The following is a 22407-nucleotide window of genomic DNA, read 5'->3' on the forward strand; positions in this document are numbered from 1 at the left end:
GTGTCTTGGCTCACTTGATGCTTGACGCTTTGGCATCGGATGATGCTTGACACTCCTAGCCGATCTTTCGCCTCTTAGTATGCGCTGTGGATTTGATCCGGGTGATCTCCTGGGTGGTGGTTCGGGGCACGACGCGGATCGGTTCGCCGTTGTCGTGCACGGTGATGTGGGTGTCGTCCACGGTCACGTCCAGGATCTTGCGGGCGTGGACCCGTCCGACCTGGATCTTCTGCCCGACGACCTGGAAGTGGCCGCGGCTGCAGACCACGCGCTGAACGGTGACAGGTTCGGACGGGGAGGTGGGTGGTGGTCCGGCGGGTCGGGCGTTGCGCAGGGTGACGCACTCGGCGAGCGGAAGCGGGCAGGGCACGGCGCGCAGCAGGAGGCGTTGCTCGTCCATGACGCGGGCGGTGATGCCGTCCAGTCGCACGGTGACGCGCCGGCCGGCCAGGTGGGCGCCGATGCACAGGGCGCGGCCGGCCAGGCTGATCGTGCCGATCGAGCTGACCTGCCGGTCGACCTCGACGGCGCTCGTCTTGATGTCCGGTTCGGGGATGGGCTCGGTCGGTGCCGGGCGGGCTTGGCCCGAGGCGAGCAGCGCCGCCAGGTCCTTGACGGACAGCCGGGAGGCCACGCTTTTGAGCCTGCCACCGCTGGTGGTGAACACATGCAGCCGTTGCGTGCTGATCCACAAGGTGATTGGCATGCCCGCCCGATCGGGGCCGAGCCACAGCTGTTGGCCGCCGATCGACAGGTTGCCTGATGCGGGCACGATCCGATCGACCTCGATGGCCTGGCGCGACAGCGGATCGATCGTGGTCGTCAGGATGGGTTCGGGCCGTTCGGGCCGTTCGGGCTGATCGGTGGCATGGCCCGCGGGCGTGGGAGCAGGACATGGCGCAGGGCTGGTTTCAGGAGCCGGAGCGATCACCGTGGTCAGGCCGGCAGGCAGGTGCAGCGGCAGTTCGCGCTCAGCCCGGCGCTGGCCGTCGCTGGGCTCGATGAAGAACCGATCGGCGGGGAAGGCCATGTCCAGCGCCTGGTGCGGGCGGGCGGTGTTGTAATGCTCGGCAAACGCCTCCACTTCGCTCTGGGCGGCTTCGAGGGAGGCGAACGGCAGCGCCTCTGCCAGCAGTTCGCGGCGCACGCTCTGGTGGAAACGCTCGATCTTCCCGGTGGTGGTCGGAGTCCTGGGAGCGGTGTGACGCAGCTTGATGCCGTTCTCCCGGCAGACCCGTTCGAACAGCACCTCACCCGCTTTTGGTCCGCCGAAGCGGCCGGTGAACTGCTTGCCGTTGTCGGTCAGCACCTCCAAAGGGACCCCATAGGCGCGCATCGCCTCGGCGAACGCCGCGCAGACCAGCCGTCCGGTCGGCCGCGTTACCACCGAGGCGATCACACAGAACCGGGAGTGATCGTCTACTCCGGTGATCAGTTTGGCCTCGGTGCCGTCGGCCAGCAGCAGCCCGCCCATGATGTCCATCTGCCACAGCTGCATCGGCCCCGGCCGTTCCCAGCGGCGGTAGTCCTCGCGTCTGCGCCGGCGGGTGACCGGACTGACCAGCCCGTTACGCACCAGCACTCGATAGATGCTCGCTCGTGACGGCAACGGCTCCACCCCGCGCCGGCCCAGCTCCCACAACAGAGTGCGCGGGCCCCACCGCGGATGGGCGCGCCGCAGCTCACAGATCAGCGCCTCGATCGCGACCGGCGTCTGCATCGGGTGCGCTTTCGGCGCATGCGAGCGATCGGCCAGCCCCGCCAGACCGCCGTCCTGATATCGGCGCACCCAGGAATGCACCGATTGCCGGGACACCCCATACCGGCCTGCCACGTCGGTGACCTTCGCCCCCGACAACACCTCGATCACCGCGTGATAGCGCTGTTCCACGACGCTCAACTCCACCAATGCCACCTGAGCCTCCCCCGAAGCGTCGATAACGCCACGAGCAGGCACAGAAGACGATCAAGGTGTCAAGCATCAAGCGAGGCCAGAGTGTCAACCATCAAGCGAGACAGGACATTGGCGTCCGGCCCGAGGACTGAAACTGGCGATGCTCGATCCTAGGGGGCGGAGTTCGGATCCTGCCTCACTTCGTAGCTAGTTGCTCCTGAGCTAATTCGCTTTTGCGCTCTTACAAATACCCGGTTTGGCGTAGGCTCGCTCTTACTGACAATATTTTCATACTCGCCTCGCAACTCTCGGACGATCGCTTCGAGATCCACGGTCGAAGAACGGCTTAATGCGAAATTTGATTCCATCTTGGCTCGATGCCGTAGAACGGTAAATTGGCGGGCGGAATCTTTAAAGGATGGCGCTTTTCGATCAGATCCCAGAAACGCAGCAGTTGCCGCCACTGCACCAGCAAGCGCCGACACTGCCCCCCAACGTCCTGTTTGACCTAAGGCTACAAGCAATCCTGACATGCTTGAGATCAGAGCTGGAACGAATACGAGGACCTTACCTAGAAGCTCAGCAGATTTAGCTGCTTCAAAATACGTCATGGCAGAGTATGTTGAATCAACATAGAGCTCTTCCAGCTCTCGAACGTAAGGCTCGACAATACTTGCATCCAATGGCATGCTATTTCCTTACAGGCGGCAGCGGAATGATCGGATTAGTTTTGAGATAGTGGCACGTCAGCGCTAGGCCTGGCACCGCCTCCGCTGCGTCGTCTAGCCAAAGCCCATAGAATTGGCGAGACTCGTACAAAGCAACAAGTAACGCTCTTCTAAGCGAGTCGGATCGTTCGGTCCTAAACTCCTGCTTCAGCAGGGCACCATCTCCTGGACCCGCATGGAGTCCAATGTAGCGGGCAGCAGTTTCTCGCAGATAAGTTTCCTCGTTTCGATCAGAGAGAATTTTCCACGCAGCTTCGTGGACCTTGCTGTGATGTACGCCGCGACGCAGAAGGAAACAGAGAAGATGGTGCTCTGCGTAAGGATAGTCTGCGAACTCTCTCGATGCGAACATCTCAAGAATCGTTGAATCATCTACCGGCGTTAGAACCGAGCGAAAAGACTCAAGATACTTGATTGACTCTGGAGCGAGATGAGGAACTTTTGCCAGATTTCCCAATATCCAGCTGACTGCGTAGTTGTCATCGAGCTCTGTAAATTGGTTCAAGGCAAAACGAATATCGCGTGCATTAGGTGGATACGTGGCCGTTGCTGTATCGAACATTTTCTGGACCTCGGCGCCTGCCATCGGCGCTCCGATCGAAACGCCATACCTAATTGCATCTTTACCGCCGTCATCGAATTCCTCGATCGCTTCAGCGGCTGTCAGAATCTTGGTCTTCGCCCCCGACATACTGAGATGCCGGCCACGAAGAACTCTGTTTATTTGAAGAAGTTCACGCCTAAGCGAAGCCCACGTTTCGCCAAACATGGCGATATCGTCGGAATACCTTACATACTCTAGACCGCGTCGCCTTAGAACGGTATCAATCGGGACTAGGTAGAGATTTGCAAGGATACCCGAAGCGTCTGAGCCCTGAGGGATTCCCCATACGGCATTTAGGCGCTGAAATGCCCTGAGAAAAGCTTCCAGACGATCACGCGTCCACTGGTCCACTCCAGCAGACTGGAGATCTTCTAATAGAATATCCACTTCAATATGCTCATAAAACGAAGTGATATCTGTCTTCGCTAACATATGAGTAGGATACTTCGCCTGCAAGAGGCGAGCTTGGTCTTGCATTCGAACCCAAGCACCCTTTGGAGAACGAAGGTCTCCTTTGAATTTCGACCAGCGATAACTGAAGACTGCATCCGATATTCTGCTGTCGATGAGTTCTACTGCCGAGAATACAAGCGCCTCGTATACAAGTTGGTCTTGGATGGACATCCTCGCTAGAGGGCGAACGCTCAATCTATCTTTCGGCAGATCCACCACGTCGACTACGTCAGGCGTGTACGCGCCACTCACGATAGAGCCTATTAGTTGATCTCTGAAATAGGGCCAACCGTGGCTTGCGTCTGCATGGGCAATTATATCCGGCAAATCATGTGTACTTTGATTGCTGTAATAGCGATACCAGGCAAACTCTAGCCACTGAGCGAATCGAGAAAACGGGTCCGAGAGCAAGACTTGCTTGTCCCCCCTGTGATGGAGCACCATCCGATCGTCACTTGGAGCTGTGCGGCATCCTACCGTTCGAGACTCGACTGGCGTTTGTCCTTTTCCATGTACGTCGGTGCTTCGTCCCTGTAGCTTCACAGTGTGGGTGATGACACTGAGCTGACGCGCTGGGTCGTACACGGGGAGCGCTTGGTCTACGACAACCGTTGGATCCGGTTGGGGCTGGCCGATGTGGAGATCCCGGGCGGGGAACGGTTCGAGCATCATGTGGTTCATCTGGATCGAGCTGCGATCGCTGTCGTACTAGATAAGCAGGATCGGGTGTTGCTGATGTGGCGGCATCGGTTCGTGTTCGATCGGTGGGGGTGGGAGCTTCCCGGCGGGCTGGTCGAGGCGGGTGAGGACCCGATGCTCACGGCTCTGCGTGAGGTGGAGGAGGAAACCGGGTATCGGCCGGAGAGCCTTGAGCACCTGGTCTCGTATCAGCCGATGGCGGGGATGGTCGACTCTGAGCACAGCCTGTTCGTGGGGCGGGGGGCCGAGCTGGTGGGCAGGCCTGAGGGTGAGGTGGAGGCCGATCGGATCGAGTGGGTTCCGATGGCGGAGATTCCCGGAATGGTTGCCCGCGGGGACATCTGGACGTCGGGGACGTTGGTCGGCTTGCTTCAGGCTCAGGTGTGGCTCAACGGCCGAGGGCGCGGTTGACGGCTTTCGACAGGTCGTCGATGCGGCGGCGTTGGCGGCGGCTGCCGGTCATGGTGGCGAGTTGCTGGGCGCGTTGGATGTGGGGTTGGGCGGCTTCGGGGTCTCCGAGGGCCAGGAGGGCGTGGCCGAGGTCGCAGCGGACGCCTGATTCGGCTCGGTTGTAGGTGCCGTCCATGCCGGCGAGTGCTGAGCGGAGGTCTTCGGCGGTGTCGGGGTCGCCGAAGCGGACGAGGCAGTTGCCGCGCCAGCGGGCTATGTGGTGAGCGTTGATGGACAGGTAGGGCATGTCCGGATCGCCGTCTCCTTCGGGGAGAAGGGCGGTGGCTTGGTCGAGGGCGGTGCGGCAGGTGATCTCGTCGCCAAGGATGGCGGCGGCATCTGCTTCGGCCGCTGAGAGCCAGGTGCGCAGGCGGGCCGGTACGTGGGCGCCGTGGCGCTGGTGAACGTGCTGAAGGAGTTCGGTGGCTTCGGCGGGGCGGCCGAGTTCCAGCAGGACGTACGCCTGTTCGCCAGAGACATAGGCCAGCAGGGCCGCGTCGTTGGCCTCATACGCGGCGGCTTTGGCGCGTTCGTAGTGGGTCCAGGCGTCGTTGAGTGCCAGGGTGTTGATGGCCTGCCAGCCGGCGAGTGAGGCGGTTTCGGCGAGGAGGTGGGCGAGTTCGGCGCGGATGCCGGGGCGGATGGCGTGGCGGTGGGCGCGCTGGATCTGGGCCATCTGGGCGTGCATCTTGTCGGCGATGGCGGGGCCTCCGAGGCGGCGGTCCAGCAGACGCAGGTTGTTGGTGTCGGTGCGCAGGATCATGACCGTAACGGGGTCTACTACTGCGGCTGCGTCCAGGCGGCCGATGAGTTCGGTGGTTTGTTCTTCGTGTTCGTCCTCGTGGTCGCCGGTGGGTGAGGCGATGTCGAGTGGGGCCAGGCCGAGGAGCATGCGGGCGTGGTCGGGCAGGCGGAGGCCGGCGGCGATGCGTTCGATGACGGCGAGTTCTTTGATCGTTCCGTTGCCGTGCAGGATGGCGTTGACGCGGGGCTGGCCGAGGCCGGTGGCGGTGCCGATGCGGACCTGACTGGCGCCGTATTTGCCCGCGATACCGAAAAGTCCGGCAATGTCGCGCTTTCTGAGAATGTCCCGGGTCTGTTCCTGTTCCCAGACGGCAACGGGTAGTTCAATGGGGTCGAACGCGCCATTCTGCATTGCTGGCCTCCGGCTTTCTCGCCCGGATGATGCATTCCCTGCGCGGCGGAGCCTATATCCAAGGGTCGTATATCAGTGTGGGATAGGTCTGAAAAGTATCGGCAATCATGCTGTCCGGCATGACAACGCCAGTCAGATGCACAGAGTGCGACGGACGGGGATGGAAGATCGTCACCCGGCGCGGCCATGTAGCAGCCGCCGGGCTCGGTCTGGCGGCATCCGCCCTAGAGGACTGCCTGCACTGCCCGGGGCCGGCCGAAACGCCGCAGGAGCGGTTCGAGTGGGAAGTCCGCATCCCCTCGGAGCAGGGTGACGCCCTGGGGCCGTGCGGGTCCTCGGCTTTCCAGGCCACCGCGATGGACGAGCTGCGCAAGGCGATGCGGGGCGTGCCGGGTGGTGTCTCTGTTCGAGGCAGCATCGTGCACAAGGTCTTTGACTTCGGCGCCGGTCCTGATGCCTTGTCAAGTCGTCAGATCTTCCGTGCACATCTGGATCCGGCGGGGTCCGTCCTTTTTGAGCGGGCTACCACATGATCGCCCCGATGCCGATCGTCAGCGATCCCTGTCGATCGGCCGAGCTCCTTCAACGGGAATTGCGCCACGACGGAATCAATGCCGATGTCCATGATGGTTATGGGCTGGCCTTGGTTTCCGTCTGGGTGGGCCTGGTCGTCTGGTGCGACGGAGAACGATTCTGGTGGCGTACAGGATGGAATGCCGATCGCCATCGGGTCATTTATGCCTGGCATCCGGCGGATGATCCTTTGAGGGCGGCTCGCCGGATCGCGATGCGTTACGCCGAACTCCGCTCCCGGCAGGCCGTGGAGCAGTCGTGAGCCATGCCGGGTCACGTGTCGGCTGGAGGGCAACGATCGTGGACACCCTTCATAGTCACGCGCTCACGCGCGCTCATCACTCGGCGTTGATCGGGCGTGAGGGCGTAGTGGTGGCGATGCTGAGCAACGGCACGACAGCCTTGGTCGAGCTTGACGGGGACACCCGTGAACTACCAGGTGGCGTACGGCGCTGGCCTCTGCGATGGGATGACCTCGACCTGAAGGAGCCGATCGAGGTAGCCGCTCCCCCGGCGTACGTGACCGGATGGACCAAGACGGGGCAGTCGATCGAGCTGCACGCCGTAGAACCGGGCGCCAAAGCGGCAGTGTGCTCATCACCGGCCGGACCGCTGCCGATGTGCGGTTGGTCGGTGCCCTTCTCTGCGACCGTGTCCAGAGCATGCCCCACGTGCGCCGCCATCGTGAAGGGCTCTTGAGCCGGTTACATCCTGCTGCCCTTTGTATGAGGGCCGCTGACAGACGTTGCCTCAGCCGGTACTGTGCTTATGCGCACAAGTGGAAGAGTGAACGGGCGGTTGAGATGGGCATGGATTTCGCCCCACCCAAATACGCGCAGGTCATGCGGGCGATCCAGGAGCGGATCGAATCGGGCGAGTACGCCCCCGGTGACATGCTGCCCTCTGAGACCCAACTCGTGCGCGAACTCGGCGTCGGCCGGACCACCGTCGTGCGCGCCCTTCAAACCCTGGCCATGCAGGGGTGGATCGAACGTGAGCACGGCCGCGGGTCGTTCGTCAAAGGCCGCCCCGAAAGCGCGGCCGAGATCGTACGCCCCAGCCTGAGCACCACTGAGCAGGGCGAGAACGCCGATGCGGTCCTGGAGGCTGGGCGCGTACCGGCTCCCCGTCATGTCGCCCGCCTGCTGGGTGTCGCCGAGGGAACTCCGCTGATCGCACGCAAGCGAGTAGCGCGGCAGGCCGATGTGATCTCGGCGGTAGAGACCATCTGGGTCCCGCTGGAACATGCCATCGGCACCGACCTGGACAAGCCCGAGCCCTTGCGGCGGGGCATCCGCCAGCATCTCCAGTCCGTCAAGCACCTGCGCTTCGACCACATCACCGAACGGGTCAGCGCACGCAAGCCCACCAAGGAAGAGGCTGAGCTGCTCGGGTCGTCCAACCCGGTGCTCGGCGTGCTGGCCACCGTGCACGATCCGGCCGGCAACGTGCTGATGGTGGTGAGCCTGGCTCTGCCGGGGAGCCTGCACGTGCTCGAAGATGTCTTCAAGGTGAGCTAACTCTTACCCGCCACTTACCGCTCAACCACTTGTGCGGACGAGTTGCGATCACTTACTCTCAACTCATGCGGACAAGTGGACGAGCGAATGAAGAGCTGTCCTCCGCTATCGAGAGGAACGACATGGCCATCCAGGGCCCGATCCCTGTCACCTACCCCATGGTTTTCCCGCACGGCTGCTACATCGTCGGCGAGGTCGAGCCCGTCAAGGACTTCGACGCCTCGTCCAACGGCCGGTTCGTGCAGGCCCGCGACAAGCAGACCGCAGAGCTGGTCTGGCAGGTCGCGGTCATGGACGCTGACCCGACCCTCAAGCCCGCCCAGAAGACCGTGGCGGTCAAGATCCTCGCGCCGGTCCAGCCGGTGCCACCGCAACCCATGCCGGGGCTGCCGTTCACGCCCGTCGAGTTCGACGGCATGTGCATCACGCCGTACGTCAACGCCGCCGGTCGCCTCGCGTACTCGATCAAGGTCCGCGAGATGCACGCGCCCCGCCAGACCACCCAGCCCGCCCAGAGCAAGGCTTCGGCCGGAAAGGAAGCCGCCTGATGACCCGACGCCGTACGCCGCGCAACAGCGTGATCCGGTTGACCACCGGGAACGCCGCTCGCACGCTCAACCATCCGCTCGCCCGCCGTGAGCCCGTCCTGGCGCTCGACTTCGGCGCCACCTCCGTCCTGGTCACCACGAACGGCCCCGTGACGGCAGACGACCTGAAGTTCGCGCGCCAGCTCGCCCGCGAGGCTCACCGCTTCGCCCGCTCCGTGGAGCGCAGCTTCTACGGCCTTCCTGACGGACAGGGGGTTGCGGCGTGAGTCTCCGCCCGTACACCTACGTCACCTTGTCCCTGCGACCGGAGTCCACGCCGCACGTCGGCGTCTCCTTCCACACGCCCGACCTCAAGGTCCGCGCCGGTCTCCTGCTCAGTAGCCCGCGCCCGTACCTGGAGCTCTACTCCACCGAGGCGAACGTGCACATCTCCACCACCGGAGCCGGGCCGATCACCGACACCGACCTGACCAACGCCCGCGAGATCTTCAACGCCGCCGCTCGCTACCTGGCCGACTGTGAGCGTCTGCACGCCGAAAACCTGGCCGAGGACGCCGACGACACGGCGGCGTGACACGAAGCGGGGCCGCTGGAAGCGGCAACTTCCGGCGGCCCCTCGGTTCTCCCCTGACTCCACATCACGAGAGGTTCCCAGCTTATGTTCAAGCGGCTGCCTGGCGACGAGGCGCGCAACCTCGTCTCCACCACGCCCGACACGGCCGTCGTCTTCCGACCGGCCGTCGTCACCACACCCGCCATCCTCACCATCGTCATCCTCACCGGGCGCATGCTGGCCCGGCTCATCCGCACGATCTGGCGGCACCCCATCGCGACCGTCATCCCGGCCGTGCTCGGTGCGCTCTGGTACTTCTACGGCTGGCCGTTGGCGGCGTCCCTGTCCGGCACGGTCGTCTTGGCCCTGACCTCGTGGGCGTTCCTCGACCGGCCGTCCTTCGCCCGTCTCATCGGCTACCGGCTGCTGGCCTGGTGGCGACTCGTCTGGATCTACCGGCGGCACTGGCAACCCGTCATGATCGTCTCCGGTCTCGGCCGTCACCTCCGGGGCCGTGACTACCTGCCCCGACTGGTCAAGGTCACCTGCACCTCGTGGGCCGACGTGGTCACCGTGCGCATGCTCAAAGGCCAAGCGGTCAAGGACTGGTCCGACCGCACCGACCACCTGGCCCAAGGCTTCGGCGCGAAGTCGTGCCGCGTGGCCCTGTCTCATGCTGGACGGCTGAGGCTGACCTTCCCGCGCAGCGATCCACTCGCCTCGCCCCTGCCAGCGCTCCCCATACCGCAGGAGCCGACAGTGGGACCGGTCGAGATCGGCAAAAGGGAGGATGGGCGGCCATGGCGGCTCAAGGTGCACGGCACCCATGTCCTCGTCGCGGGCGCGACCGGGGCCGGCAAGGGGTCAATCATCTGGTCCGTCATCCGCTCCCTCCTCCCCGCCGTCAGGGCGGGCCTGGTCGAGTTGTGGGCGCTGGACCCCAAACTCATGGAACTGTCCTACGGGCGCGCCCTCTTCGGCTCCCGGTATGCGGCCACGCCCGAGGAGTGCGCCGATCTGCTGGATGAGGCCGTCTGCGTCATGCAGAAACGGGCGGCCCGGTTCGCCGGACTCCAGCGCTCCCACACACCCACCGTCGAGGATCCGTTCGTCCTGGTCGTGGTCGATGAGGTGGCGTTCCTGACCGCCTACCAGTCCGACCGCCAGCTCAGGCAACGCATCTCCGCAGCACTGGCCACCCTGACCACCCAAGGGCGCGCGGTCGGCGTCGGTGTCCTGGCCGCGCTCCAGGACCCACGCAAAGAGGTCATGAACATCCGCAACCTCTTCCCCGACAAGATCGCCCTCCGGCTGGATGAGTCCGAGCAGGTGGACATGGTCCTCGGCGACGGCGCACGCGACCGGGGCGCCCTGGCCGACCACATCTCCCCCATCCCGGAGATCGGCGCGGGCGTCGGCTACGTCCGGCTGGAAACCAGCCCCGAACCCGTCCGGGTCCGCGCCACCTACGTCTCCGACCACGACATCCGCGCCATGGCCGACACCTACGCCCCGCACGGGGAGGCCGCGTGAAGATCTGCTTCCACGGCACCGCCGACGAAATCAGCCGGGTCGCAGGCCGCCCGCTCCTGGTCCTGCTGACCGCTCGTGACCTGCCCCGCATGCGGGTCTTCGAGCTCTATCACCCCCACGTCCACGCCAGCACCTCTCACGAGCACTACCGGCTCTGCGCCGTGATGACCGAGACCACCGACGAAGGGAGGACCGCGTGACCCACCCGCACGACCGTGCACTCCCCCGGGCCGTCCGCCAGGCCATGCCGATGGCCCGGGATGTACTCATAGAGGTCGCCAAGCTCCACGGCGTCTGTATCCGGCCCGTCCCGCTGCGGCGACTCGACGTCGTCACCGGCACATCCGAGATCATCGACGTCCCGTGCGGAGCCGTCCTCGACAGCAAGTGCCCGCCGTGTGCCAAGCGCAACCGGCAACTCCGCATGGCCCAATGCCGCGAAGGCTGGCACCTCGACAACGAACCGACCGTTACGCCCGACGAGCCGAACGAGGAACAGCGCTGGCTGATCGAGTTCCGCGCCGACATGCAGGCCAGGCGCGATGCCGCCGAAAAGGCCGGCGACGACACCACCGACCTGGACGCCGTCCTGTCCGGACTCAATGAAGAGATCAACGCCGCTGGCATGCGCGGCAACGTCACCGGATCCGCGGTGCCCAAGCGCACTCGATCAACTCGGCGGCGGCAGGACGCGCCAGACCTGCCCAAGCGCAAGATGACCAACACCACCCTGGGACGCACCTTCCAAGGCACGGACGGCAAGACCTACCGGCCGTCGCTGTTCGTCACGCTTACCCTGCCCAGCTACGGCAAGGTCCGCGACGGCGTCCCGATCGATCCCGGCACCTACGACTATCGGAGCGCCGCTCGGGATGCCCTGCACTTCTCCAAGCTCGTTGATCGCTTCGTGCAGAACCTGCGCCGCGTCGCGGGCTATGACGTCCAGTACTTCGCCTCCGTAGAGCCTCAGAAGCGGCTCGCACCGCACCTGCACATGGCCATCCGTGGAACGCTCCCACGCGCAGAGATCAAGCAGATAGCCGCCGCCACCTACCACCAAGTGTGGTGGCCCCAGGCCGACGAAGTGCGCTTCGAAGGCGATCAACTGCCGGTATGGGACCAAGAGGCCGGCTACCTCGACCCGATCACCGGTGAAGTCCTGCCCACCTGGGACGAAGCCCTTGACGCCCTCGACGAAGACGCCGAACCCCTCCACATGCTTCGCTTCGGCGATCAGGTGGACGTGCAAGGCGTTCTTGCCGGTACGCCGGACGCTGACCAGTGCATCCGGTACCTGTCCAAGTACCTGACCAAGTCCCTCGGCGACAGCCTCGACGGCGGCCAGGCCCAGCGCGAGCACGCCGCGCGCATGGTCGATGCCCTCCGCTACGAACCCTGCTCCCCGGCCTGCCCGAACTGGCTGCGCTACGGCGTACAACCCAAGAACGCCAAACCCGGGATGGCCCCCGGCCGCTGCCGCTCCAAAGCACACAAGCCCGACCACCTCGGCTACGCAGGCCGCCGCGTCCTGGTCTCCCGCAAGTGGTCCAACAAGACCCTCGCCGAACACAAGCAGGACCGCCGCACCTGGGTCCTGGAAGCCCTCGGCAAGACCGACGAACCCACCGACCCACACCGCTACATCTGGCGACCCGTCCCGGCCGGAGACGCCAACGTGCCGCCTCTTGCTGCTCGCCTTCTCCGATCCGTCCACGAACGCCAACGCTGGCGAGCCCACCTCAGAGAGCTGGAAGCAAGAGCAGCCGGACAAGATCTTTCGGCAACCGAGGACATGGGGAGGGCCGCATGACCACGCGGAACGAGCTACTGACCGTCCGCCAGGTCCTCGACGAGCTCGGCGGAGTCTCCCGCCGCACCTTCTACCGCTGGCGCGAGATCGGCAAGGCACCGAAGGGCATCCGCCTGCCCAACGGCGAACTCCGCATCTACCGCAGCGACCTTGACGACTGGCTCGAATCCCTCCGGAGCGCGGTATGACGAGCTCGTACAACGTGAAGTTCTGGGAGATCCGGCGGAACAAGTCGAGCAAGTCACCCTCCTATGAGGTTCGCTGGAAGGTCGGCGGCCGGGAGAAGTCGAAGACCTTCAAGACCAAGGCTCTCGGCGAGAGCTTCCTGACGGACCTGCGGCAGGCCGCGCGACGCGGAGAGGCGTTCGACCTGGAGACGGGCCTCCCCGAGTCGATGATCAAGGCCAAGGACGCGCGAACCGTCCTCGACTTCGTGAAGGCGTACGTTGAGGCGCGCTGGCCACACGCGGCTGCCAAGAGCCGTGACAGCATGTCCGATGCCCTGGCCACGGCGCTCCCGGCATTGACGACGGAAAAGGCAGGGCGGCCGGACGCTGCCCTCCTCCGCGTTGCCTTGCGTCAGTACGTACTGCTGCCCGAAGACAAGCGCCCCACGATGCCCACCGACATCGCGCGGGCCGTCCGCTGGCTGGAGGCGGCATCTCTCACCATGGATGACCTCAACGAGACCAAGACCGTCCGCCCGGCCCTGGACGCCCTCACGCTACGCCTCGACGGCAAGAAGGCCGGCGCCAACACGATCAAGCGCAAGCGTGCCATCCTCCACCACGTCTTCGAGTACGCGGTGGAGCTGGAAGAACTGCCGTCCAACCCGCTGCACCGCATCAAGTGGAAGCTTCCCAAGACCACCGAAACAGTGGACCCACGAGTCGTGGTCAACCCCCGCCAGGCCCGCGAACTCCTCGTAGCCCTCACCTACATCGGCAAGCGCCAACGCGGCGGGAAGGGACGGGGACAACGGCTGATGGCCATGTTCGCCTGCATGTACTTCGCGGCCCTCCGGCCCGGTGAGGCGGTCAGTCTCCGTGAGCAGGACTGCCACCTCCCCGCGAAAGGCTGGGGACGGCTCACCCTCGACGGCTCCCGGCCTGAGGTGAACCGCCGGTGGACCGACACGGGTGATGCCCATGAGCTGCGCGGTCTCAAGCATCGAGGCGAGGACGACGTCCGCCGCATCCCGATCCCTCCGGAACTGGTCAAGATCCTTCGGCAACACATCGAAGACTTTGGCGTCGCCCCTGACGGGCGGCTGTTCCGCAGTGAACGCGGCGGAGTGGTCGCCTCGACGGCCTACACCGAGGTCTGGCAGGAAGCCCGCATCCTGGCCCTCACTCCCACCCAGGTCGCCTCACCGCTCGCCCGGCGGCCGTACGACCTGCGACACGCTGCCGTCTCACTCTGGCTCAACGGCGGCGTACCGGCTCCCGAAGTAGCGACCCGTGCCGGCCACGGGGTGGATGTTCTGCTGCGTGTCTATGCCAAGTGCATCGACGGCCAGGAGGAGATCGTCAACCAGCGGATAGCGGACGTACTCACCGCATGAGATCACGAACGGCACCACTCGAAGGGCTCCGGCTTCCCCCGGGGCCTTTCGGCGTTGCAGGGCCGCGTCATCCCGCGCATACTCCGAATCATGGGTCTCGACCTGGGGAAACGCTCCCGGATCCATCCCGCGTATATCCCGCGACCAGCGACAAACTGCCGCTCAGAGCTGCCCACGGCTGCATACCCCTGAAATGCAGAAGAGGCCCCGTAGGGCCTCTGAGCTGCACTTACTGCTGGTGGCAGGTGCAAGGTTCGAACTTGCGTAGGCTGAGCCGACGGTTTTACAGACCGCTCCCTTTGGCCACTCGGGCAACCTGCCGTGCCATCCGCTCTCGCGGCGACAGGTAGAAGAATAGCGGACTTCCGGGGTGCACGTGACACCGGTTTGTCCCCGGTCGGGTTCGTACGCCTTTGCTGGGCGGGGTCCTGGTGTGCGGGAGATCGGGTTCGGGGTGGCCGTGGCCTGCATGTGACCCCGATGCTGGCTAGGCTCGTTCGCTGGGTCCGTGCGTTCCGGGGCCGGACCGATTCCAGCGCAGCCGAGAGGATGGGTGCTTTGGCCGATTCATCGTTCGACATCGTCAGCAAGATCGACCGGCAGGAGGTCGACAACGCTCTGAACCAGACGGTCAAGGAGATCGGGCACCGCTTCGACTTCAAGGGCACCGGGGCGAGCATCAGCTGGTCCGGGCAGAACAACATCGAGATCAAGGCGAACAGCGAGGAGCGGGCCAACGCCGCGCTCGACGTGTTCAAGGACAAGGTGGTCAAGCGGGGCTTGTCGCTGAAGGTCCTCGATGCGGGTGAGCCCAAGTTGTCGGGCAAGGAGTACCGCATGCTGGTCACCCTTAAGGAGGGCATCGACCAGGAGAACGCGAAGAAGATCTCCAAGATGATCCGTGACGAGGGGCCCAAGGGCGTCAAGGCGCAGATCCAGGGTGAGGAGCTCCGCGTCAGCTCGAAGAAGAAGGACGATCTGCAGGAGATCATCAGCCTGCTCAAGGGCAAGGATTTGGACATCGCCCTGCAATTTGTGAACTACCGCTGACAGAGGCATGCTGCAGGGCTCTGAGAGGGCGCCAGGGCGGCGGACGGGCACATCTGGATATCTGAGAGACGTCTGGGACGCGTGGGACATGTCATGCGTCCGTGGACGGCGGGCGGTCCGCGCGCCCGCGCCTCAGGATCCCGCGCCACAGGCCGCCGCCTCGCTCACTTCTCCTGCCACCCCCGCCCGATACAAGGGCCGGCACGACTAACCGACACACCGTCATCCGGCCAGGTTGCGAGGGCCGCCCACCATGCCGACTGCACGCGCCTTCCGTCTTCGCCGTAGGCCGGCAGCCGCCGTCGATTTTTGCTGGGTGTCATGGATCGCAGCGCCACGCGTCGAGGACAGCCGCGAACCGCCCTCTGATTGTCATGCCGACCAGATCGGTCCGCCGCACACCAGCACCGCCGTCCAGCCTCTGCTGGGCCCAGCAGATTGACGTGCTTCTCGCCGCATACGGCTACGAAGCGGTCCCGGCCAGGGCCGGCAGCGGCCGTCGATTCCGATAGTTGCCCAGGACGACCGCGGGGTCGCTCCTCCGTTGCCTTGTGGCCGACGACCTTGCGGTGCGCGGTCGAAGCTTCGTGCGTCATGACGAGACCGTTTCGCGCCGCGCCTCGCCTGATCGGGCCGCGAGCAAGCCCGTCCCGATGCCCGTACGAACCGCTGGCCTATGCTGCGGAGGCGTGACGAGAATCCCCCTGCGTCGGTTCACTGCGCGTGTGTTGCCCATCAATGAGGAGAACCGGGTCCTCCTGTTGAACGGTTTTGATCCGGCCGTACCGGATCGTCCTTTCTGGTTCACGATCGGTGGTGGGCTGGAGGACGGCGAGACGTTGCAGGAGGCCGCCGCGCGGGAGCTGTACGAGGAGGTCGGCATCCGGGTGGGCGTCGACGCGTTCACCGGACCGCACGCGAGCAGGCTCACCTCGTTCAACTGGGCCGAGTACGACATCACCCAGGACGAGAGCTACTTCGCGGTACGGGTGGACGGTGCGGACGCGGTGTCGTTCGACCACATGGAGCAGGTCGAGAAGGACACCACGCTCGCCCACCGCTGGTGGAGCGCCGATGAGCTCGACGCCACCAGTGAGACCGTCCACCCGGAGAACCTCGCGGACCTGCTGCGGAAGGTCGTCGGGGCTCAGCGGCGGTAGCCGGCCATGCGTTCGAGGCGGGCGACGCGCTCGGACGTGGGCGGGTGGGTGGAGAACAGGCGGCCGAAGCCCGACCCGGCGAACGGGTTGGCGATCATCATGTGGGACGCTGACGTGAGGCGGCTGTTCTCGGGGAGCGGCAGGCGGCGGGCGCCCAGCTCGATCTTGCGGAGTGCGGACGCCAGCGCGAGCGGATCTCCGGTGAGCCTGGCTCCGGACTCGTCGGCCTGGTATTCGCGGGCGCGGGAGATCGCCATCTGGACCATCCCGGCGGCGACGGGGCCGAGCACCATCATGAGCAGCGCCCCGAGGAAACCGGGGCCCTCGTCGTCGTCGGAACCCCCGAAGAACACGGCCACGTAGCTCAGCCAGGTGATCATGGTGGCGAGGGCGCCGGCGACGGACGAGATGAGGATGTCGCGGTTGTAGACGTGGGACAGCTCGTGTCCGATGACGCCGCGAAGTTCGGCCTCGTCGAGCAGCTTGGTCAGGCCGACGGTCACGCACACGGCGGCCTGGCGGGGGTTGCGGCCCGTCGCGAACGCGTTCGGCTGGGCCGTCGGTGAGATGTACAGGCGCGGCATCGGCTGGCGGGCCTGTGTGGACAGCTCCCGGACGATCCGGTAGAGCGTCGGGTGCTCGACCTCGCTGACGGGCCTCGCCCGCATGGCGGACAGCGCGATGCGGTCGGAGAAGAAGTACGCGATGCCGTTGGACATCAGGGCGAGCACGAGCGCGAACCGGACGCCGGTGCCGCCGCCCAACCACGCCCCCACCGCGATGATCAGCGCCGACAGCCCGCCGAGCAGAACGGCGGTACGCAGACCGTTGTGGTGCAAGGTGCCCCCCTTCGTGGTGTGGGTTCTAGACGTCCAACGAGGATGCCCCACCCCTGCGTTCCCCGGCGTACCGCCGGGAGGTCAGCCGGAGGTCGACAGGGAGGTGAGGTCGAGGACGACCTGGGGGGCGACGGAGAACAGGACGGCCGCCGCGAGCGCCATGCCCACGGCGACATAGGTGGTCACGCGGGGGCGGTGCGCGACCGGCGTCTGTGCGCCTGCCGGGGCGAACAGCCGGGCCGTCCAGAGCGCGTAGTAGCACAGGCCGATCACCGTGTTCACGGCCATGACCAGCGCCAGCCAGCCGAACCCGGACGCGACGATCTCGCGGAAGACGAAGACCTTGGCGAACAGGCCGGCCAGGCCGGGAGGCAGCCCGGCCAGGCAGACCAGGCAGAACGCGAGCGCGATGCCCGCCGCGGGACGGGTGAACACGAGCCCCCGGTAGTCGTCGAGCTCGTTGCGCGCCGACGTGCGGGACACGAGCATGACGACCGCGAACGCGCCGAGGTTCATGGCGGCGTAGATGACGAGGTACGCGATGGACGCTCCGGCCGTCTCCGCGGTGCCGGCGGCGAGCGGCGCGAGGACGTAGCCGGACTGTGCGACGGACGACCAGGCCAGCAGGCGTACGGCTGACCGCTGCCGCAGGGCGAGCAGGTTGCCCACGGTCATGGTGAGGGCGGCGAGCACCCCCACGACAGGAGCCCAGGTGGCGCTCTGCCCGGACAGGGCGGTCGTCAGGACGAGGATCAACCCGGCGAACCCGGCCGCCTTGGAGATCACCGACAGCAGGGCGGCCACCGGCACGGGCGCGCCCTGGTAGACGTCGGCCGCCCACGAGTGGAACGGCACCGCGGCGATCTTGAACGCGAAGCCCGCCACGACGAGCACGAGGCCGACCGTGACCACGGCGGGCATGACCTGGCCCACCGCGGCGTCCTCGGCGAGTCCGGGCGCGGGCGCCCCTCCGGCGAGGACCGTGGACAGGCGCGAGAGGTAGACGCTGCCCGCGACGCCGTACAGGAGGGACACGCCGAACAGCATGACCGCCGTGGAGACCACGGAGACGACGAACAGCTTGACGGCGGCCTCGGAGGAACGTCCGTCGTACCGTTTCATGGCGGTGAGGGCGAAGACGGGGAGCGAGACGAGCTCGAGCGCCACCACCAGCATGACGAGATCGCGGGAGGCGGGCAGGGTCACGGCGCCGATGAGGGCGCACAGCAGCAGGAAGTGCCATTCGCCGGCGGGGATGTCGCCGCCCGACAGTTCGGTCATCGACAGCAGGACGACGACCACGGCCGACACCAGCACCAGGCCGGCGAAGACCAGGGTGAACCGGTCGACGACGTACGAGCAGAGCGACGGGTCGCCGCCCAGGCTGGGCGGGACGCAGAAGGTGGAGCGCGCGGCGCCGCTTCCGGCGGCCTGCGCGACGACGAACCCGAGGGACGCCAGGACACCCGCCAGCGTGACCAGCCCGAGCCCGGCGCGGGTGCGGGGACGGGCCGGCAGGAACGCGTCGAGCAGCAGCACCGACGCGGCGGTCAGGGCCAGCACCAGGGGCGGCGCGATCAGGAAGTAGTCGATCTGCTGGATCATGACAGCGCCCCCAGCAGGGTCTGCACGGGTGGCGTGGTGAGTGAGAGCAGCAGGCCCGGCCAGAGCCCGAACAACAGGATCAGGAGCACCAGCGGGGTCCAGGCGAGCAGTTCGTGCCCGTCGACGTCGACAGCCGGCTCGCCGCGGGTCCGGGGCGGTCGCAGGACTGCCACGGATCGGGGCGGGTCGAGCGGCACGACGGCACGCTCGTCGGGCACACCACCATCCCCCACGGGACGCTCGTCGAGTGCGCCGCCGGCCGCGACGGTGGCGGGGTGGCCGTGGGTGACGCGGGACAGCATGATCACGAAGTACGCGGCCGTGAGGACCGCGCCGAGGCCCCCGATCACCATGTACGTGAGGAAGAGCCCGCGCGGCAGGCCGGCGGCCGGCTGGAACGCGCCGTAGAGCGCCAGCATCTCGCCCCAGAAGCCCGCGAGGCCGGGCAGCCCGAGGGAGGCGATCGCGGCGAACGTGAGCAGCGCGCCGAGCCGCGGCCGAGTGGCCAGCATCGCGCCGCCCATCGACGGCATGTCGGCCTTGCCGTAACGGACCTTGATCGCGCCGGCCAGGAAGAACAGCAGGCCGGTGATCAGGCCGTGGGCGACGTTGGCGAAGAGCGCGCCGTTGACGCCGACCGGGGTCAGGGTGGCGAAACCGAGCAGGACGAAGCCCATGTGGCCCACCGAGGAGTAGGCGATCAGGCGTTTCAGGTCGCGCTGGGCGAGGCAGGCCAGCGCGCCGTACACGATGCCGACCACGGCGAACGCACCCAGCCACGGGGCCGCCGCTTGCGCGCCTTCGGGGAGGACGGGGATGGCGATGCGGGCGAAACCGTACGTGCCCATCTTGAGGAGCACCCCGGCGAGCAGCACCGAGCCGACGGTGGGCGCCTCGGTGTGGGCGTCGGGCAGCCAGGTGTACAGCGGCCACATGGGCGTCTTCACCGCCAGGCCGGCGCCTATCGCCACGAACGCCAGGATCTGTACGGACCTCGACATGCCCGCGCCGTGGGACGCGCTGAGCGCCACGATGTCGAGCGTGCCGGTCTGTGCCCAGACGAGCAGCAGGCCGAGCAGCATCACGACCGAGCCGAGCAGCGTGTAGAGGATGAACTTGAGCGACGCCGCCCGCCGGCCTTCGCCGCCCCAGATGCCGATGAGGAAGTACATCGGGATGAGGACGATCTCGAAGAAGACGAAGAAGAGCAGCAGGTCGAGGGCGAGGAACGTGCCGATCATGCCGACTTCGAGCACCAGCAGCGTGAACACGAGCGCCCTCGGCCTGAACCCCAGCTGGTCGGGCGCCTGCCCGCCGCCCCAGCCGAGGTAGACGAAGCACAGGAACGTCAGCAGGGCGGTCAGCGCGACCAGCGGCAGGGAGACGCCGTCGACGCCGAGGTGGAAGCGCAGCCCCAGCCCAGGGATCCAGGGCAGGTCGAGCTCGAACTGGATGCGCGCCGCCGTACCGTAGTCGAACGTCGCCACCATCAGCGCGCCGAGCGCGAACGTGACGCCCGAGAAGACCAGCCCGTACGCGGGGAGGGCGCGGCGGGACACGTTCGGGACGACGAGCAGCAGCAGCGCGCCCAGCAGCGGGACGGCGAGCAAGGCGACGGGAAGCCAGCCCATCATGTGAACACCACCGCCCCCACCGCGATCAACAGGACTCCGGCCAGCACGCCGGTCACGTACAGCTGGACGTTGCCGTTCTGGGCCAGGCGCAGCACTCCGGCCAGGCCGCGGGCCGAGGCGCCCGAGCCGCGCACCGCGCCGTCGACCACCTTGTCGTCGGCCGTGACGACGAGCCGGGCCAGGGCCCGCGCCGGGCGGACGACCAGCGCGGAGTAGACGGTGTCGACGTAGAAGGCCCGCTCGCACGGCACCCGCAGCGGGCCGAGCAGGCGGGCCGGGTCGGCGTCGGGGTCGAGGCGCCAGGAGGCGTAGACCGCGCCCGCGCCCAGCAGCGTGAGCACGACAGCGGTCGCCGCCACGCCGAGGTCGAGGTGGGGTTCGCCGGCGAAGCCCAGCAGCAGGGCCGGCACCGCGAGCACGACGACCGGGACGAGCATCGTGCGCGGCCCCTCCCTGACGTCGACGACGTGGGCCGTGCCGGGTTCTGGCTCGGCGAGCGCCACGGCCCTGGGCCGGCCGAAGAACGTGCGCAACCACGCCCGGGCGGCGTACGCGCCGGTGACGGCCACGGTGGCGAGCGCGCAGCCGTACAGGAGCAGGGCCGCCGCGTCGGTGAGGCGGCCGGCCGACAGGGCCGACTCCATGGCGGCGAGGACGCCGTCCTTGCTGAAGAAGCCGCTGGACGGCGGGATGCCGGTCAGGGCCGCGAACCCGATCGTCATCGTCACGAACGTGATCGGCAGCTCGCGGCGCAGACCGCCCATCCGACTCATCAGGTTGGAGCCGACGTGGTGGATCACCACGCCCGCGCAGAGGAACAGCAGCGCCTTGAACGCGCCGTGGGTCAGCAGGTGGAACACGGCCGCCCGGTCGGAGCCGGCGGCGAGGCCGCCCGCCATGTAGGCGAGCTGGCTGACCGTGGAGTAGGCGAGGACGCGTTTCAGGTCGTCCTGGGCGAGCGCGGCCAGCGCGGCGCCGAGCATGCCGAGCGCGGCCATGACGGCGAGCACGTCGAGGGTGGGCGGGGCGGCGGCGAACGCCGGGAAGAGCCGCGCCACGACGAAGATGCCGGCGGCGACCATGGTGGCGGCGTGGATGAGCGCGCTGATCGGGGTGGGGCCCGCCATGGCGTCGGGCAGCCAGGTGTGCAGCGGCACCTGCGCGCTCTTGCCCGCCACGCCGGCGAGCAGCAGCATCGTGGCGGTCACCAGCGTGGCCGCGGACATCTCGGGCACCCGCGCCAGCACGTCGGCGATGCGGAAGCTGCCCGCCGCCGTGCCAAGGACGAAGATGCCGAACAGGAACCCGACGTCGCCGAGGCGGGTGACGAGGAACGCCTTCACCGCCGCGCGCGAGTTGCCCCGGTCTTCCCACCAGTGGCCGATGAGGAGGTAGGAGCAGATGCCCATGATCTCCCAGCCCACGTAGAGGACCAGGAGGTCGCCGGAGTAGACGACGAGGAGCATCGCGCTGGTGAACAGGCTGACGAACGCGCTGTAGGACGGGTAGCGAGGGTCGTCGGCGAGGTAGCCGGCCGAGTAGACCTGGACGGCCAGGGCGACGACGGTCACGAGCACGCCGAGGACGCTCGACAGGCTGTCGGCCTGGAGGTCGAGCGAGATCGGGACGCCGCCGGTGACGATCGAGCCGTACGTGCGGCCGGTGGCGTGCGCCGTGGGGTCGCCGCCGGTGAAGTACGCGAACCCGGGGCCCCAGGCGAGCAGGACGGCCAGGACGGCGGATGCCGCCGTCGGGACGGTCGCGATCCAGGCGGCCCTCCTGTTGGCCCGCTCGCCGGTCGGCGCGTCAGGGGGATGGACGGTGGCCGGGGCCCGGTGGGGCACGCGGGAGAGGAGGAGGCCCGCTGCGGCGGCCACGAAGGGCAGCAGGACGGCGAGCAGGGGGAAGGTCGTCATGGCGTACCACCTCGCCTGGGGCCCTGGCCGCCGTCGTCCGCCGCACCACCGCCGCCGGTCTCCTCGCCTCTCGCGTACGCGCTACCGGTCGCCTCACCTCTCGCGTACGCGCCGCCGG

22 protein-coding genes and 1 tRNA gene are annotated in these 22407 nt (G+C 66.8%); 14 read left to right on the forward strand and 9 right to left on the reverse strand.

Going from position 1 to position 22407, the window contains the following annotated elements; all coding sequences use genetic code 11:
- Positions 1–55: 55 nt before the first annotated feature.
- The 3 genes from BLR04_RS31720 to BLR04_RS31725 all read right to left on the reverse strand — a co-directional run bounded on the left by BLR04_RS31720 (position 56) and on the right by BLR04_RS31725 (position 3898).
- On the reverse strand, positions 56–1900 hold the full coding sequence (locus tag BLR04_RS31720; protein WP_090772411.1) for an IS481 family transposase: 1845 nt from the start codon (positions 1898–1900) through the stop codon (positions 56–58).
- A gap of 164 nt (positions 1901–2064) precedes the next feature.
- Positions 2065–2583, reverse strand: coding sequence for an SLATT domain-containing protein (locus tag BLR04_RS40070; RefSeq protein ID WP_143022312.1), 519 nt, complete (start codon positions 2581–2583; stop codon positions 2065–2067).
- Position 2584: 1 nt separating this feature from the next.
- On the reverse strand, positions 2585–3898 hold the full coding sequence (locus BLR04_RS31725; protein WP_176903382.1) for an RNA-directed DNA polymerase: 1314 nt from the start codon (positions 3896–3898) through the stop codon (positions 2585–2587).
- 327 nt (positions 3899–4225) lie between these two features.
- Between BLR04_RS31725 and BLR04_RS31730 the strand changes: the two genes are divergently transcribed.
- The gene (locus BLR04_RS31730) at positions 4226–4789 is read left to right on the forward strand and encodes an NUDIX hydrolase (protein ID WP_090772244.1); all 564 of its coding nucleotides are present in this window, start codon (positions 4226–4228) and stop codon (positions 4787–4789) included.
- On the opposite strand, the gene BLR04_RS31735 is transcribed toward BLR04_RS31730, so the two are convergent.
- Positions 4767–5984, reverse strand: a complete 1218-nt coding sequence (locus BLR04_RS31735; RefSeq protein WP_090772246.1) for an NsdA family TPR-like regulatory protein — start codon at positions 5982–5984, stop codon at positions 4767–4769. The genes BLR04_RS31730 and BLR04_RS31735 overlap by 23 nt on opposite strands.
- 119 nt (positions 5985–6103) lie before the next feature.
- Between BLR04_RS31735 and BLR04_RS31740 the strand changes: the two genes are divergently transcribed.
- From BLR04_RS31740 to BLR04_RS31785, 11 genes are all read left to right on the forward strand, one after another.
- Entirely contained in the window at positions 6104–6517 is a 414-nt protein-coding gene (locus BLR04_RS31740) for a hypothetical protein (RefSeq protein ID WP_090772416.1), read from the forward strand.
- An 8-nt stretch (positions 6518–6525) separates the two neighbouring features.
- Positions 6526–6819 carry a hypothetical protein gene (locus BLR04_RS40075; protein ID WP_143022313.1) on the forward strand — a complete coding sequence of 98 codons (294 nt, stop codon included), beginning with the start codon at positions 6526–6528 and terminating at the stop codon, positions 6817–6819.
- 541 nt (positions 6820–7360) lie between these two features.
- A complete protein-coding gene (locus tag BLR04_RS31745) occupies positions 7361–8077 on the forward strand; it encodes a GntR family transcriptional regulator (protein WP_090772248.1) in 717 nt (238 codons plus the stop codon).
- A 122-nt stretch (positions 8078–8199) separates the two neighbouring features.
- Positions 8200–8625 (forward strand): plasmid replication, integration and excision activator, encoded by a 426-nt coding sequence (locus BLR04_RS31750; protein ID WP_090772250.1) that lies wholly within the window; start codon positions 8200–8202, stop codon positions 8623–8625.
- The gene (locus tag BLR04_RS31755) at positions 8625–8891 is read left to right on the forward strand and encodes a hypothetical protein (RefSeq protein WP_090772252.1); all 267 of its coding nucleotides are present in this window, start codon (positions 8625–8627) and stop codon (positions 8889–8891) included. Before BLR04_RS31750 ends, BLR04_RS31755 begins: the two co-directional genes overlap by 1 nt.
- Positions 8888–9199 carry a hypothetical protein gene (locus BLR04_RS31760; RefSeq protein WP_090772253.1) on the forward strand — a complete coding sequence of 104 codons (312 nt, stop codon included), beginning with the start codon at positions 8888–8890 and terminating at the stop codon, positions 9197–9199. The genes BLR04_RS31755 and BLR04_RS31760 overlap by 4 nt, the downstream gene beginning before the upstream one ends.
- Before the next feature lie 84 nt (positions 9200–9283).
- The gene (locus tag BLR04_RS31765; protein WP_090772255.1) at positions 9284–10711 is read left to right on the forward strand and encodes an FtsK/SpoIIIE domain-containing protein; all 1428 of its coding nucleotides are present in this window, start codon (positions 9284–9286) and stop codon (positions 10709–10711) included.
- Complete coding sequence (locus BLR04_RS31770; protein WP_090772257.1) at positions 10708–10911, forward strand: hypothetical protein; 204 nt, start codon at positions 10708–10710, stop codon at positions 10909–10911. The genes BLR04_RS31765 and BLR04_RS31770 overlap by 4 nt, the downstream gene beginning before the upstream one ends.
- The gene (locus BLR04_RS31775) at positions 10908–12521 is read left to right on the forward strand and encodes a replication initiator (RefSeq protein WP_090772259.1); all 1614 of its coding nucleotides are present in this window, start codon (positions 10908–10910) and stop codon (positions 12519–12521) included. Before BLR04_RS31770 ends, BLR04_RS31775 begins: the two co-directional genes overlap by 4 nt.
- Positions 12518–12709 carry a helix-turn-helix transcriptional regulator gene (locus tag BLR04_RS31780; RefSeq protein WP_090772261.1) on the forward strand — a complete coding sequence of 64 codons (192 nt, stop codon included), beginning with the start codon at positions 12518–12520 and terminating at the stop codon, positions 12707–12709. The genes BLR04_RS31775 and BLR04_RS31780 overlap by 4 nt, the downstream gene beginning before the upstream one ends.
- A 14-nt stretch (positions 12710–12723) precedes the next feature.
- On the forward strand, positions 12724–14085 hold the full coding sequence (locus BLR04_RS31785) for a tyrosine-type recombinase/integrase (RefSeq protein WP_342672316.1): 1362 nt from the start codon (positions 12724–12726) through the stop codon (positions 14083–14085).
- Between the two features lie 236 nt (positions 14086–14321).
- Here BLR04_RS31785 and BLR04_RS31790 read toward each other — a convergent pair.
- Positions 14322–14406 (reverse strand) — tRNA-Tyr (locus tag BLR04_RS31790).
- 228 nt (positions 14407–14634) lie between these two features.
- On the opposite strand from BLR04_RS31790, the gene BLR04_RS31795 reads away from it, so the two are divergent.
- Together BLR04_RS31795 and BLR04_RS31800 are read left to right on the forward strand one after the other, a co-directional pair.
- Positions 14635–15135 (forward strand): YajQ family cyclic di-GMP-binding protein, encoded by a 501-nt coding sequence (locus tag BLR04_RS31795; RefSeq protein WP_218129247.1) that lies wholly within the window; start codon positions 14635–14637, stop codon positions 15133–15135.
- Positions 15136–15788: 653 nt separating this feature from the next.
- Positions 15789–16295, forward strand: a complete 507-nt coding sequence (locus tag BLR04_RS31800) for an NUDIX hydrolase (RefSeq protein WP_281191764.1) — start codon at positions 15789–15791, stop codon at positions 16293–16295.
- Here BLR04_RS31800 and htpX read toward each other — a convergent pair.
- The 4 genes from htpX to BLR04_RS31820 form a co-directional block, all read right to left on the reverse strand.
- Positions 16283–17134 carry a zinc metalloprotease HtpX gene (gene htpX / locus BLR04_RS31805; protein WP_090772269.1) on the reverse strand — a complete coding sequence of 284 codons (852 nt, stop codon included), beginning with the start codon at positions 17132–17134 and terminating at the stop codon, positions 16283–16285. The two genes, BLR04_RS31800 and htpX, sit on opposite strands and share 13 nt — an antisense overlap.
- Before the next feature lie 81 nt (positions 17135–17215).
- The gene (locus BLR04_RS31810; RefSeq protein WP_090772271.1) at positions 17216–18739 is read right to left on the reverse strand and encodes an NADH-quinone oxidoreductase subunit N; all 1524 of its coding nucleotides are present in this window, start codon (positions 18737–18739) and stop codon (positions 17216–17218) included.
- The gene (locus tag BLR04_RS31815) at positions 18736–20373 is read right to left on the reverse strand and encodes a complex I subunit 4 family protein (RefSeq protein WP_342672317.1); all 1638 of its coding nucleotides are present in this window, start codon (positions 20371–20373) and stop codon (positions 18736–18738) included. Before BLR04_RS31815 ends, BLR04_RS31810 begins: the two co-directional genes overlap by 4 nt.
- Positions 20370–22289, reverse strand: a complete 1920-nt coding sequence (locus tag BLR04_RS31820; RefSeq protein WP_090772274.1) for an NADH-quinone oxidoreductase subunit 5 family protein — start codon at positions 22287–22289, stop codon at positions 20370–20372. Before BLR04_RS31820 ends, BLR04_RS31815 begins: the two co-directional genes overlap by 4 nt.
- Positions 22290–22407 lie beyond the last annotated feature (118 nt).

Source organism: Nonomuraea maritima (assembly GCF_900100395.1).
GTDB classification, from domain to species: Bacteria; Actinomycetota; Actinomycetes; order Streptosporangiales; family Streptosporangiaceae; genus Nonomuraea; species Nonomuraea maritima.

What these genes read in the sequence shown, in the direction of transcription:
- BLR04_RS31795 (WP_218129247.1), top strand. Translation starts at nt 14,635, where the DNA reads ATGGGTGCTTTGGCCGATTCATCGTTCGACATCGTCAGCAAGATCGAC.
- BLR04_RS31820 (WP_090772274.1), bottom strand. Translation starts at nt 22,289, where the DNA reads ATGACGACCTTCCCCCTGCTCGCCGTCCTGCTGCCCTTCGTGGCCGCC.
- BLR04_RS31765 (WP_090772255.1), top strand. Translation starts at nt 9,284, where the DNA reads ATGTTCAAGCGGCTGCCTGGCGACGAGGCGCGCAACCTCGTCTCCACC.
- BLR04_RS31815 (WP_342672317.1), bottom strand. Translation starts at nt 20,373, where the DNA reads ATGATGGGCTGGCTTCCCGTCGCCTTGCTCGCCGTCCCGCTGCTGGGC.
- BLR04_RS31810 (WP_090772271.1), bottom strand. Translation starts at nt 18,739, where the DNA reads ATGATCCAGCAGATCGACTACTTCCTGATCGCGCCGCCCCTGGTGCTG.
- BLR04_RS31735 (WP_090772246.1), bottom strand. Translation starts at nt 5,984, where the DNA reads ATGCAGAATGGCGCGTTCGACCCCATTGAACTACCCGTTGCCGTCTGG.
- BLR04_RS31740 (WP_090772416.1), top strand. Translation starts at nt 6,104, where the DNA reads ATGACAACGCCAGTCAGATGCACAGAGTGCGACGGACGGGGATGGAAG.
- BLR04_RS31780 (WP_090772261.1), top strand. Translation starts at nt 12,518, where the DNA reads ATGACCACGCGGAACGAGCTACTGACCGTCCGCCAGGTCCTCGACGAG.
- BLR04_RS40075 (WP_143022313.1), top strand. Translation starts at nt 6,526, where the DNA reads ATGCCGATCGTCAGCGATCCCTGTCGATCGGCCGAGCTCCTTCAACGG.
- BLR04_RS31750 (WP_090772250.1), top strand. Translation starts at nt 8,200, where the DNA reads ATGGCCATCCAGGGCCCGATCCCTGTCACCTACCCCATGGTTTTCCCG.
- BLR04_RS31755 (WP_090772252.1), top strand. Translation starts at nt 8,625, where the DNA reads ATGACCCGACGCCGTACGCCGCGCAACAGCGTGATCCGGTTGACCACC.
- BLR04_RS40070 (WP_143022312.1), bottom strand. Translation starts at nt 2,583, where the DNA reads ATGCCATTGGATGCAAGTATTGTCGAGCCTTACGTTCGAGAGCTGGAA.
- BLR04_RS31745 (WP_090772248.1), top strand. Translation starts at nt 7,361, where the DNA reads ATGGGCATGGATTTCGCCCCACCCAAATACGCGCAGGTCATGCGGGCG.
- BLR04_RS31800 (WP_281191764.1), top strand. Translation starts at nt 15,789, where the DNA reads ATGCCCGTACGAACCGCTGGCCTATGCTGCGGAGGCGTGACGAGAATC.